The organism is Thermostichus sp. MS-CIW-25 (assembly GCF_054060015.1).
This window is the reverse complement of record NZ_JBSSCS010000022.1, coordinates 1-12,036: the sequence shown is the minus strand read 5'-3', so window position 1 is coordinate 12,036 and position 12,036 is coordinate 1. Positions and strand designations below refer to the sequence as shown.

14 protein-coding genes are annotated in these 12,036 nt (G+C 57.0%); 8 read left to right on the top strand and 6 right to left on the bottom strand.

Translation table 11 applies throughout. From position 1 onward, the window contains the following. Nucleotides 1-32 precede the first annotated feature (32 nt). Together ACVWZ1_RS09085 and aroH are read left to right on the top strand one after the other, a co-directional pair. Nucleotides 33-719: a V4R domain-containing protein gene (locus tag ACVWZ1_RS09085; RefSeq protein WP_414417973.1), complete on the top strand. Its 687-nt coding sequence runs from the start codon at nt 33-35 to the stop codon at nt 717-719. Between the two features lie 103 nt (nt 720-822). Beyond that, entirely contained in the window at nt 823-1,197 is a 375-nt protein-coding gene (gene aroH, locus ACVWZ1_RS09080; RefSeq protein WP_414408158.1) for a chorismate mutase, read from the top strand. Nucleotides 1,198-1,537: 340 nt separating this feature from the next. Here the strand turns inward: aroH and ACVWZ1_RS09075 are convergent, their stop codons facing one another. Beyond that, a complete protein-coding gene (locus tag ACVWZ1_RS09075; protein ID WP_457503188.1) occupies nt 1,538-1,939 on the bottom strand; it encodes a hypothetical protein in 402 nt (133 codons plus the stop codon). A 181-nt stretch (nt 1,940-2,120) separates the two neighbouring features. On the opposite strand from ACVWZ1_RS09075, the gene ACVWZ1_RS09070 reads away from it, so the two are divergent. Beyond that, nucleotides 2,121-2,924, top strand: coding sequence for a Ycf66 family protein (locus tag ACVWZ1_RS09070; protein WP_414408159.1), 804 nt, complete (start codon nt 2,121-2,123; stop codon nt 2,922-2,924). An 81-nt stretch (nt 2,925-3,005) separates the two neighbouring features. Here the strand turns inward: ACVWZ1_RS09070 and ppc are convergent, their stop codons facing one another. Further along, the gene (ppc, locus tag ACVWZ1_RS09065) at nt 3,006-5,942 is read right to left on the bottom strand and encodes a phosphoenolpyruvate carboxylase (protein ID WP_457503187.1); all 2,937 of its coding nucleotides are present in this window, start codon (nt 5,940-5,942) and stop codon (nt 3,006-3,008) included. A gap of 288 nt (nt 5,943-6,230) precedes the next feature. Between ppc and ACVWZ1_RS09060 the strand changes: the two genes are divergently transcribed. From ACVWZ1_RS09060 to ACVWZ1_RS09045, 4 genes are all read left to right on the top strand, one after another. Further along, nucleotides 6,231-6,434 carry a hypothetical protein gene (locus ACVWZ1_RS09060; protein ID WP_457466983.1) on the top strand — a complete coding sequence of 68 codons (204 nt, stop codon included), beginning with the start codon at nt 6,231-6,233 and terminating at the stop codon, nt 6,432-6,434. 139 nt (nt 6,435-6,573) lie between these two features. Then, nucleotides 6,574-6,768: a hypothetical protein gene (locus ACVWZ1_RS09055; RefSeq protein WP_457466984.1), complete on the top strand. Its 195-nt coding sequence runs from the start codon at nt 6,574-6,576 to the stop codon at nt 6,766-6,768. A 26-nt stretch (nt 6,769-6,794) separates the two neighbouring features. Beyond that, nucleotides 6,795-7,907 (top strand): bifunctional diaminohydroxyphosphoribosylaminopyrimidine deaminase/5-amino-6-(5-phosphoribosylamino)uracil reductase RibD, encoded by a 1,113-nt coding sequence (gene ribD / locus ACVWZ1_RS09050; RefSeq protein WP_457466985.1) that lies wholly within the window; start codon nt 6,795-6,797, stop codon nt 7,905-7,907. Between the two features lie 357 nt (nt 7,908-8,264). Beyond that, the gene (locus ACVWZ1_RS09045) at nt 8,265-9,296 is read left to right on the top strand and encodes a hypothetical protein (protein WP_457466986.1); all 1,032 of its coding nucleotides are present in this window, start codon (nt 8,265-8,267) and stop codon (nt 9,294-9,296) included. Between the two features lie 114 nt (nt 9,297-9,410). On the opposite strand, the gene ACVWZ1_RS09040 is transcribed toward ACVWZ1_RS09045, so the two are convergent. Both ACVWZ1_RS09040 and ACVWZ1_RS09035 read right to left on the bottom strand, forming a co-directional pair. Further along, a complete protein-coding gene (locus ACVWZ1_RS09040; protein WP_457385564.1) occupies nt 9,411-9,650 on the bottom strand; it encodes a hypothetical protein in 240 nt (79 codons plus the stop codon). A gap of 49 nt (nt 9,651-9,699) precedes the next feature. Beyond that, nucleotides 9,700-10,080 (bottom strand): Npun_F0494 family protein, encoded by a 381-nt coding sequence (locus tag ACVWZ1_RS09035; RefSeq protein WP_457466987.1) that lies wholly within the window; start codon nt 10,078-10,080, stop codon nt 9,700-9,702. Between the two features lie 82 nt (nt 10,081-10,162). Here ACVWZ1_RS09035 and ACVWZ1_RS09030 point away from each other — a divergent pair, with 82 nt between their 5' ends. Next, nucleotides 10,163-10,411 (top strand): hypothetical protein, encoded by a 249-nt coding sequence (locus ACVWZ1_RS09030; RefSeq protein ID WP_011433446.1) that lies wholly within the window; start codon nt 10,163-10,165, stop codon nt 10,409-10,411. 315 nt (nt 10,412-10,726) lie between these two features. On the opposite strand, the gene ACVWZ1_RS09025 is transcribed toward ACVWZ1_RS09030, so the two are convergent. Both ACVWZ1_RS09025 and ACVWZ1_RS09020 read right to left on the bottom strand, forming a co-directional pair. Beyond that, entirely contained in the window at nt 10,727-11,557 is an 831-nt protein-coding gene (locus ACVWZ1_RS09025; RefSeq protein ID WP_457503186.1) for a DUF1350 family protein, read from the bottom strand. A 188-nt stretch (nt 11,558-11,745) separates the two neighbouring features. Then, nucleotides 11,746-12,036, bottom strand: a 291-nt coding sequence (locus ACVWZ1_RS09020; protein WP_457503185.1) for a zinc ribbon domain-containing protein, incomplete at its 5' end; no start/stop codon positions are given.

Sequence of the window (12,036 nt, the reverse complement as noted above, 5' to 3'; positions counted from 1 at the left end):
CCTGATCGGATTTGATAACCAGGGGATCCCTTATGAACGGCACTAGCTCTATCTCCAATGGCTCAGTCACCTTTGATCCCTACACGCCCGTTTTGGCCAACTACTATGCACCCAGCGCCTATCTGCGAAGCGATTTGGAATCCGGCTTGCTGGAAAGTCGCCACGGTGAGCGTCTCTTGGCCCTTCCAGAGGCATTGCTGCGGGGCATCTACACGGGCCTGGAATACGAGACTGGCCAGGCTGCTCGTTTGGTGTTGCGCAACTGTGGTCGGATGTGGGGCAAGGAGTTTTTCCGCCGTTTTGCCCAAGAACTCTCCGACTACTACCAGAAGCCTTTGGCCGAGCTAGAGATGGGCACCTTTCTGCAAAGTCTGAGACAAGCCTGGAAAGCTCATGGCTGGGGATTGATCGAGATCGACTGGACTTACAAAGATCAGGGAGTCCTGGTGGTGTCGATTCGCAATTCTCCCTTCGCTGCTGTCACCCCTCCCCATTTCAAGCGTCCGATGGGCTTTTTGGAGGCAGGGCTGTTGGCCACCTGGTTTAGCCAGCTAACCGGCCAGGATTTGCTCTGCGTGCAAACTGCCAGCGAGGCTTTGGGAGCAGAGAGCAATTTGTTTGTCGTGACCGCTGCCGCCCGCCTCAAAGAAGGAGAAGCCTGGGTGGACTCTGGCCTCAACCATGAGCAGATCCTGGAAAAGCTCCTGCAACCCAGATAGGTGACAGGAGCCGGTTTCCTCCAGAGGGATGGGATCCCAGTAGAGATGAGTCTGTATAATTTTCTGGAAGCGAGGCGAGCTCAAGCGCACGAGGGTGTGGCCATTGGGGTGGCGAGTCAGAGCAATTCGGGGAGCCATCACCGTACCTACAAACAGTGCCGAGGCCATTGGCGCGGCGGTGACTGAGCTGTTGGATACGCTAGAGCACCGCAACGCCTTCGATCCGGCTGAGTTGGTCAGCGTTATTTTTTCTGTTACTCCTGATTTAAATGCAGCTTTTCCTGCCCAATTTGCCCGTCGTCGCCCTGGCTGGGAGTCGGTGCCTCTGTTGGATGTACAACAGATGGAGGTGAGCAGCGACTTACCCCGTTGTATTCGTGTTTTGATCCAGTTGAATACTCCCCTTGCCCAAGCTGATATGCAGCATGTTTATCTGCGAGGTGCCCGCGAGCTAAGGCCGGATCTCAGCGCAGTTTGATTGAGGTCGTACAGCACCAATACGGCAGCGTAGCCACAGCAATCGAATAGCAACGGGACAACCTATCGCCTTGGGCAATAGGGAGCGCAATCGATTCTGGTTTTTCCCTGCTTATTTTGGGGGAAGAGAATGTCTCAACCCAAGTTGATTCAGGTCTTATAACTACGGATTTGGCGATCCCAGCCGCCTTGATCTGGATTCACTCACAGATGCACTTAGCCCAAGAGTATGGTCATTTCGATTCAAACCAGGACACTAAACCCATGACCCAATGTTGACTGTAAGGGGCGAGATAGCCCAGGCGTCTCACCCTAACCCGAAACGACTATAGTTTGAGAACTCAGGAGGATAGTTTTTCTCGCAGACGGTTTTCCCACTGTTGCAGTTGCTCTTGGCGAGCGGCTACCTCTGCTTCGCGACGGCTCAGCTCCTGGCTTTGCCGAGTCAAGGATTGCCGCCAGCTTTCAATCTCCGACAGATCCACCAGACTGTGGGTTCGGGATAGGTTGTGCAACATCTCCACCAGCTTCATGGCTGCCTCTTCCACCCGCTGTACCTGCCGCTCTTCTGAAAGCTCAACCAGCAGCAACACCCCAATGTTGTAAGGGCCAGCCTCTTTGCAGGTGACCCCTTCTGGCTGGCGCAGCGGCATCCAAACCCCGTCCTCGGCCTGCCGGGCCAAGAGCTGCAGCTCCCCCTGGCCGAAGAGACTTTTTTTGTGTACCCGTGCCAGATACAGCATGGAACATGCAGGAAGATGCTGCCGATTTTAGCACCGATCCCTTTTATTGAAGAGGGATCCCGTCCCTACACCCAAACCTGGGTTTTGTTGTCCGTGCCACCAGGAGGATCAATGCTAGGATCGGCTGTGGAATGGATAAGGCTCAACGCTCTCCCGTCTTCATCGTTTAGGGATCCCTGGCATGTTTCTCACCCAAAGCCCCTACTTCTTGATGGCAGCGCTGGTGGCGATTGCCAGTGGAGCCATCTTCGCGGTTCGGTTCATCAAGCGAGAGGCCTCCGCTGAGTATGACGTGATTTTTGCCACGATGGGCCTGATCTATTCCGTCTGCTTGCTCTTGGAAGGTCAGCGGCTCATTCCGTTGCTGTTCTTTGCCCAGGTGCTGTTGGCGGTGATGGCCGGCTGGTTTGCCATCGAAACCTTCCGTTTGCGGATTCTCTTAAGCGAAAAAGCACGGCAGGTGGGCGGGGCTCGTCCGACCGTTCGGCGGCAAGGCTTCAGCCGCACCTATCCCCCGGATGGCTATGCCCAAGGACGCACGGTTTCCACTCGAGCCGAGGGATCCCGTATCCGCGATACATCCTCTTACAGTCGCTCCATTCCTGGGCGCAGTGGTGAAGATCCTAGCCGTCGCCCCAGGCCCCAACTGACCGGCGATACCCGTGTGCGTCCACGCCGCCGACCCGAAGGGGATGAGTATTACGAGGAACCAGGATCCCGCCCGCGTCAGGACACCGACTACGATGAGCCGGCTCCGCCGCCAGAGGCCCGTCGCCCCCGTCGCCCTGCCGGAGAGTATCCAGAGGATGTGGATGTGCAGGAAGAGCGCAGCACAGGTACAGCTACCCGCCGCCGTCCCCCACGGCTGCCCCAAGACCAAGGGGAAAGCTACGCGGATGAACCTCCCCGCCGTCCTTCCCGCCGCGTTGTCGAAGTAGAGCCAGTAGAAGTGGAGCCAGAAGAGTACGATGACGATCTGTTCTGATAAGCTCTCGACACTGCTCTGAAACTCAATAGGGACAGCGCCAGCCTTGCTTGGGAGGTGTGGTGAATCCGGTTGGATCCCTCAGCCCGTGTTGCGCATCCCGGCGGCAATGCCGTTGATGGTGAGCAGAGCCCCACGCAGAAGTTCAGCTCGGTTGTAGCGCGTTCTCCCGGTACGGGATCCCTGATGCTCTCGCAGGCGCTTGAGGAGGGAGACTTGGATAAAGCCGAGGGGCACAATAGAGCGGTTGCGCAACTGCACCGAGCGCTTCAAATAAGGGTCGTTCTCCAACAGTTCGCTGTGACCCGTAATCTGCAGCACTATTGTGCGGGTGCGGTGCATTTCTTGGGCAATACACTCAAACAGCTCCATCGCCCGCTCTAGACGTTCTGGAGAGCTCATCTCCCGCACGTAGTGACGCGCTATTTGCAAATCCACCTTGGCCAAGGTCATCTCCACTTTGGAGATCACCATGCGGAAGAAAGGCCATTCGCGATACAGGTGCTGCAGGTGGTTGAGGTTGTGCTCGCCCTTGGCCACGTATTCCTGTAGGGCGGTGCCAACCCCATACCAGGCCGGCAGGAGAAAGCGGCTTTGCGTCCAACTGAATACCCAGGGAATGGCCCGCAGGGATCCGATGTCTTTTTGGCTACCGCTGCGGCGGGCGGGACGGGAGCTGATCTGCAGTTGGCTGATCTCTTCAATGGGGGTGACCTCGTGGAAAAACTCCACAAAGCCCTCCTGCTCGTAGACCAGGTTACGGTACACCTGCCGGGAGCGCTCCGCCAAGGATTCCATCAGGCGCGACCACTCGTGCAGATCGTTGGGGTAGGTGCGCAGCAGGCTGGCCTGGATCACGGCGCTGGTGACGGTTTCCAGGTTAAAAATGGCCAGATCCTGGAGGGAATACTTGGAGGCCAACACCTCTCCCTGTTCGGTAATTTTGATGCGGCCCCCCACACTGCGCCCTGGCTGAGCCAAGATGGCCTCGTAAGCCGGGCCCCCTCCACGGCCCACCGAACCGCCCCGGCCATGGAAGATCTGCAGCTTCACCCCGTAGGATTCGGCCACCGTCTGCAGGCGTTGTTGAGCCTTGTAAATCTCCCAGTTGCTGCTCAAAAAGCCGGAATCTTTGTTGCTATCGGAGTAGCCCAGCATCACCTCCTGTAGATTCCCCTGCTGAGCCAAGTACTGGCGATAGAAAGGGATCTCCAGCAACTGCCGCAAAACTTCCGGGGCCCGCTTCAGGTCTTCGACGGTCTCAAACAGCGGCACCACCGCCAGGGATCCGCGACCACTGATGGGATCGTAGAGACCCACCTCCTTGGCCATCAGCAGCACCTCCAACAGGTCGCTCAACTGGCGGCTCATGCTGATTACATAGGTTTGGCAAATGGCCAAGCCGAATTCCTGCTGCATGCGGCGCAGGGTGCGAAAGGTGGCGATCAGCTCTGCTGTCTTATCGGAAAAGGCGATCTCCAGCGGTATCAGAGGCCGACGTGTTTGTAGCTCCTGCAGGAGAAAGGCGGTTTTTTCCTCTTCCGTCATCTCGTTGTAGGGACGCGGCAAAATGCGCAAGTACTCGAAAATCTCCGTGAGAGCGGCTTCGTGGTAGCTGCTGTCTTGGCGGATATCCAGATGGGCCAGGTGAAAGCCAAACACCTGTACCTGTTGAATGAGATGATCCAACTGACGGCAGGAAAGGCCGCTGTTTTTCAAGCTTTTCTGGATAAGCTGCAAGTCGGCCAGGAATTCTTCCGCGTTGGCATAGGCGTTGTCCACAGGGGGAGGGGTGGGCAAACAAGCGGAGTCGGCCAAGTTGCGGTTGCGCTCCCGCGTCAACTCCAGCCGCCGCTGAATGTAGCTGAGCTTGAGGCGGTAAGGCTCCTGGCGATATTGCAGCGAAAACGATTCGTAAACCTCGGGCATGAGGCGGTGATCCTGCTCAAGGGCATCCAGCAGTTGGCTGTCCACATCCCCCCAATGCAGGGAAATGCTCAGGGTTTTGGTGAGAGCCTTCACCGATTCGATGTACTTGCCCAGGATGAGGTTGCGCTGATAGCGAGCCGTTTGCCAGGTGACATCGGCGGTGACGGAAGGGTTGCCATCCCGATCCCCGCCTACCCACGAGCCGAAGTTGCAAAATCCTGCCGGCGGTGGCTCGACGCTAGGAAAAGCTTTTTTCAGGCTGCGGCTGAGGTACTCGTGCAGCAGGGGGATGGCCTGAAACAACACCTCTTCAAAATAGTGCAAAGTGTAATCGACTTCGTTCAAAACAGTCGGCTTGGACTGATGCAACTCGTCGGTGCGCCACCAAAGCAAAACTTCTTCCGCCATCTGTTCTTTTATCATCTGGGCCTGCAAAGGCTGGGTTTGTTCTGCCCAATCCAGTTGGCTGAGCAAGCGAGAGAAGGCCCGTTGCTTCTCGCGAATGGTGTGGCGGACGATCTCGGTGGGGTGGGCGGTAAAAACCATGCGAATGTGCAACTGCTCCAGCAATCTGCGCAGTAGGCCCGGCGGCACCCCTTGAGCCCGCAGGTAAGGGAACAGCCGTTCAAATTTTTCGTTTTCTCGCACGGTACGTTGTTGGCTATCCACCATGCGCATGTCCGAGTCTTCTGCCCGTTCGTAGTGCTGTTCAACAATGTTGATCAACTGGAAGAAGAGGGCAAAGGCCCGTGCCGTTTGGATGGTGGCGTCGAGGCTGAGGTACTCGATAATTTGTAGTACCTCTGGGATCGGGTACTCCAGGGCTTGTCCTTCTGGGGAACACATGGAACGCAGTCGCTGCAACAGATCCACCAGAGACTGACCGCACTCCTGCAGGATCACCGATTCCCAGAGTTCTTCCACCAGTTGCAGGCGACGGTTTAACAGGTTGTTCCTGCGGTTGAAGGTTTCGTGGACTTGGAGGGAATGGGCCAAGGGATCCCGTTCCCCAAGCAGGGAGGCCTCCTTCAGCCCGTTGGCAGAACCCGCTGCCCACTCTGCAGCGGTCAGGTGGGGGGAAGAGGTCATGAAGGCAGCTCCTAGAACAACCATCCCAATATTAGAGCCTGTTTGTCGAAACGGCAGATGTAGCCGGTATCACGCTCAGATCGCAGTCTTCCCGATGGCGGATTTTGTAGTTGAACCTACAAATTGCAAGAAAAAAGTGTTTTACTTTCCGAGAGTGCCGGTCTAACGCTTTGCGGGAAGGAGTTCTGGTGGCTGCCACCCTGTTTATCAACGCACATCTGCTGGATCCCGACCAGGGATTGGACGAGATCGGGCAACTGGGTTTTCACGTCGGTGGGGGATTTTTGTTTGCCTGCGGATGAGGCGGGGATCCGCTCAGGGGTGACCACGGTGGTGGAGGCGGGGATCACCTTCCCGGCGTTTTGTGCAACGGTGGCGTCAACTGCCCAGACGCGGGTTTATGCTTTGATCCTTCTCTGCTCTACATCGCCACTGCGGATTTCATCGCCCATCGCCTCAGGCTGGCCGTGGATCCAAAAAATCAAGATTTAGATCGGGCCAGAGCAGTGATCGAGGCCCATCGCCAGGTGGTGGTTGGCCTCAAGGCTCGCCCCACCCTCAAGCTGGGAGAGAGGGAATCACCCACGCTCACTTCCGCTCTGATTCTTGGCGAAGAATATGCCTGCCGATCATGATTCATCTGGGCCGCTTCCCGATGGATGGGGTGTTGGATCCCTCAGATTTGTTGGATCGCCTGCGTCCGGAAGAGATTGTCAGCAACGAACAAAAGGCCCGCGCCCGCGACTACGCATTGCAGGTGGCAGAGCTAGAATCCAAGGCAATTGCAGCTTTCAACCGCAAGTTGGCAGCCTTGTCACCGGCTTGAGCCGCTCTGGAGCGGATGCCCATTTTATGATTTCGGATCAGCAGTGGATGGAACGGTGTCTATCCCTGGCCCGTTCCACACCTCAGCGTCCCTCTCCCAATCCACGGGTGGGCTGCGTGATCGTGCAGGAGGATCGGGTGGTGGGAGAAGGCATTCATCCGGGGGCAGGGCAGCCTCATGCCGAGGTGTTGGCTCTGCAACAGGCGGGATCCCTGGCCAGAGGCGCAACGCTCTACGTCAACCTGGAGCCCTGCAACCACTATGGGCGCACTCCCCCTTGTACCGAGGCCATCCTGGCCGCCGGGATCCGGCGGGTTGTGGTGGGGATGCAGGATCCCAATCCCTTGGTGGCCGGCAAAGGGATCCGACGCCTGCAGGAGGCGGGGATCGACGTGACGGTGGGAGTGCTGGAGCGGGAGTGCCAGGAGCTGAACGAGGGGTTTGCCTTCGCCATTGTGCGGCAACAGTGTTTCGGCCTGCTGAAATACGCCATGACCCTGGATGGCAAGAGCGCCGCCGCCACCGGCCACAGCCGCTGGATCAGCAACCCTCTGGCGCGGCAATGGGTTCACCAACAGCGGGCCTGGCACGATGCGGTGATTGTGGGATCCCGAACCGTTTGGCAGGATAATCCGCGCCTCACCTGTCGTCTGGCGGAGTTGCAGGGATCCCAGCCGTTGCGGGTTGTTCTCAGCCGTTCTCTGAACCTGCCCCCTTCTGCCCATCTGTGGCAGGTGGAAGAAGCGCCGACATTGGTGATCACGGAAGCCCCAAAGATCCATCCCCTCTGGGGATCCCTGGCCGAGCAGGGGGTAGAACTGCTGCATCTGCCCCAGGTAACCCCCTCGCGGGTGGCACAAGTGCTCTTTCAGCGGGGGTGTCTGAGCGCCCTCTGGGAATGCGGGGGTACGCTGGCCTGGGCAGCCCTCAAAGATGGGGCGATCCAGAAAGTAGCCGCCTTTATCGCTCCCAAGATCCTGGGGGGAGCCGATGCGCCAACCCCGGTAGCAGGCGAGGGGATCCCTGATGTAAACCAGAGCTGGCAACTGGTGGAGCCCCGGCTGGAGACCTTGGGGGATAACTGGTTGATCATCGGAAAGATCTCCTCTTCAGTTGGCCACAGTAACCTACTAAAGTGACCAGCTTTCGATTGCCATACAGGGAGCTTCAGGTTTCTGAACGAACAGGCTGATATCTGTTCAATGTAAATGGATATACTCATCAGAAAAACACGGCATTTCTGCAAAGTGGGGTTCAGAATTGAGCTCAATTGTGCTAGGCTGGTCAATGTTTTGGGGGGGTCAATTGACGTTTTGGTAAGGTCAGCAAAATCAAGCTGTAGGGATCTATCGAGATTTTCCTGAGGTGAGCCTTGCAAACGGCAACGACGAAGACTCTAGCCTCTTTGTCCAGCCCTTCTTTGCTTGCCCAGTGAGCGGCTTGAAAGTCGTCCTATCTCATTTTCAAGTACAAATCCCAGGATAAGGAAGGGCATTGTGTTGAATCTTTTTGCCAGCCTGCTGTTTGCATCCGCTTTCCTCAGCCCATCGGGAAACGTCGTCATCGAGGGGGATCCAGGGGAGTGGGTTTTCGCCGATCATCAAGTCCTAGAAGGGGTTACTCTAACCCTTCTCACACGGCCCGGAGAGAGCTTGGCCTCTTGGAGAGAGATGCTCTCCGTCATGGACGTTCATGTCGAGGGATCGCCGCGCTTTCTTGCCAACCACATGCGGGACAACCTCCTGGCCAACTGTCTCCAAACGACTTGGGAGTTCCATCGGGAGAGCGAAGAAGATGTGCTCTACGAGTTTCGCAGTGCTGGCTGTCGTGGAACGGTGAGTGGAGTTGAGGAACATGAGATTGGCCGGATCACCCGAGGCCCAAGCGGCAGTGTGCGCATTGCCTATGCCGCAAAGCCAGAGATGACGTCCGAAGTGCGAAGCCGCTGGCTGAACTTACTGGGCAGCGAGGTGGGGACAGCTCAGGGTTTTCCCATTCGCAACCTCAGCGGGGCGATTGCACAGCCTTCTTCCCCGGTTTCGGAAGCCCCAACCGCAGAGCGGCAGATCGCCCGGTGGCTGCAGGAAGCAACCGATGCCCTGAGGCAGCAGGAAGATTTGCTGGCCGAGCTGGATCGCCTAGGTCAGGAAGCGCAGGCGGATGCCCGTGCCTACAGCCAAGGAACCCCCAAAGAGGCGGGGCTAAGGACAATCGGCCTGTACCGAGGTCGGGGGGACGGCAGCCCTGGCGAGGCCACAACCGAGTTCAAGACCACTGACACCTTGATCTGGGCCATCTTGCCGGTGGGCAACCTTCCTGCCAACGCCAAGGTGGAGATGCTCTGGTACTACGAGGGCGGAGAAGCTGGGGGCGAGCAACTAATCCGCAAGCTCGATGTTCCCTGGGATCCCTTGGCCGATACCGTGCGAGGCTTTCTGAGCTTCAGCCAACCCTACACCGGGCGCTACCGCGTCGAGATTCATGTCAACGGCGAGAAGGTAGGAATTGGCCGCTTCACGATCCGGTAGTCTCCTGCAAGAAGTACCCCTCCTACGGGGTTACACAGGCTTGGGGGTGGACAATCTCCATCACCAACTCCGACGGGGTGAAGACCGCTGTGCTGGGATCGAGAGGAGGGCTTGCTATCCTCGACGGGTTCTGCTGACAGGCCTGGCTTTGAGGTTGTAGATAAGGCTGGTGCGGTATTGCAAAAGCAAATTACGCAGGTAAAGGGGCAAGTTGCGTCGGTAGAGGGAGCGGGTTTTGCGGTAGATAGATTTGCTGCGCCGGTTAATCGCTTGGCTGCGCCGCTGCAGAGAGGTTTGGAGTGGACGTTGGAGTGCCAGGGATCCGGGCGCACGCATAAACCTTGGCCGTACCATGTCCCACCTCAAGAGCAGCGTTGAACGTTGGATCCAGTGTAGGGGATCCTCAGGGAAGCAGCCGCCAGCGGGTCAGCCTATTCTGCAGGTGGTCTGCCCAGCTTGCCGAGATCCCGGCAAAAGCTTCATCCCTCTCCAGATCTTGCAGCAACTGCCGACCCAGAGGTGCCAGACGATACCGATCCGTGATCCCCTGCCCATCCACTTCCCGCCGCAACAGCCCCACCTGAATCAGCCACATCAGCTCCTGATCCGCCCGCATTTCCGATAAAGGACGCCGGGTGTAGCCCGCTTGAACGCCCGCCCAACCTGCAATCTTTGCCGGCGGGATCCCTTCCGCGCTCATGGCCTGCAGCAAGGGCAACCGAAAAGGGCTGCAAATCCAGGCACGCCAAGCCCTTCTGTACACTGACTCAGAGTCATGGAGCATGAGGGACAAGGGGAGTCCTTATGTTCTTATTCAATTCTGTCAATGGCCGTTGAGCAGCAGGCTTGTTACAATAAATTACGATATGTTGATCATCCTTGCCATTGTTGTCCTCCTGGGATTCTGGGCGCTGCGCTTGATGGAGCAGGCTTTTCAGAGTCAGGAGTTCTCGCGCATGTTGGCAGGGACACTGGTGGCTGTGGCTGCCGGCGGCGTCTTGACCTGTTACTTTCTGATGAGCGATACCCTTCAGATGTTGTTTCATCTGCAAGCGCAGTCCCCCTCTTCCTACTCTCAAGATCTGCTCTCCGATTTGAGCTGGCTTGATCAGTAAATGGGCGGTCATGAGCTACATCAATGCAGTAGCTCCGCTAGCGAGGTTGTGACGCAGCTTTTATAGTCGTTTTAAGCCGGAATGAAACATTTCCATCTAGCTCCCCTCTCTTGCTGGGGGTAGGGCGGCAGCGGAGAACGCTTAGGGAGTGTTTCAATCTAGTTTGAAATGGAAGACCAAAGTATCTGGGGTTATGGCATCCTCCTGCATCCGCAAGGATGGAGTAGCAAGACCTGCCGCCCGCTTGCCAACAGTGAGCGGGAGAAATCCTGCAAGCTGTGAAAAAATCCGTTGACTTGAGCCGTGGGAAGAATATCAATGGGCCAATTGGGTTGCCAGCCAGGCTCGGATGCTTCGGATCATTTGGTGGTTGGGGGCCAGTAGGTTCTGGTAGATCAACTGTCCAAAAGCATCGATGGGGCTGAACTCCTCCCCGACTTGGAAAGGATAGCTAAAACCCAGTGGAGTGAGGTGATCCCCCTCGAGATGCTGCCACTCGGTATAGGCTTGATACTTGCGGCAAAGCTGTTGGTAGAGCAGAGGAATGTCGTCAATATCATCCTGTCGAAATTCCACAAGCAGGTTGTGTCTAACCGGATACTGCTCCTCAATTAAGCGGTTGGTTTCTGCTGGGGAAGGCTCGAACTCTAACCACAGATTCACAGGTGGCGAGGAGGATCCCATCCACATCCACCACAGATCGGCAAGCTGTTGTTGAGGCCAAGCTTGAGCCAACAGCCGCAGCAATGGCAAAGCCCGATCTAGCCCGGCATTGCTGTAGGCCAGGAAAATATTGCCTCGCCGCTGGGATCCCAGAGAAGGAACGGCTAGACAAGAGAGGATCTGCAACTTACAGCCCAGGCTATGACCCAAACCAAACAGGGGCAACTCCAGCAAACCCTTGCTTTGCAGGCTTCTGTGCAAAGATTGGGCTGCGTTGAGTGCCAGTTGGGCGTGATCGATATCGGTGGTGTAGGGGGTGGCAACAACGGCCATGCCCATACGGGCCAGTTCTTCCAGCAGGCGGCTGTAGAACACTTGCGGGGCAGCTCCCACAAAAGCTCCACCCAGAAAGTGAACGACGGCGCGGGGTTGAGGGGGCAGAAGGAACCAAGTATGCCCATCGGTTTGCCAAGTTGGTGCCATGGTGTTGCAACCTCGCCTGCGAGTTTGTTGAAGCTTTCCCCATAACCCAGCGCTCGGCAGATCCCACTTTGCCCACTTTACGCCGGTTCCCCGCGCTGGCCAGCCCCTGGAACTCATCCTAATGGACATCTTGCCCAGACATGGGGATCCCCAGTTAACTTCTGATGCAGCAGGCAAAACTGATACATTTACGCTGAACACTGCTGACCATTACTGCTCAACGGTGCAGCGATAGCATTCTGTCCATTACTGAACAGAAAGGCGGTATCCCGCAAAGCCCTGAGCATTACACCCAGAGCGCCTTGCCAGTCTCGTGGTAGCCTATGGTTGCACTTTGGGCATCTAAACACCTTTGCGCCACCCAACTTGGTGTGGATGTGCCCACACTTGGTACAGGTTTTGCTGGTGTACGCTTCCGATACTTCCACGACGACCACGTTTTTCTTTTTGGCTTGAAATTTCAGGAACTGCTTGAACCG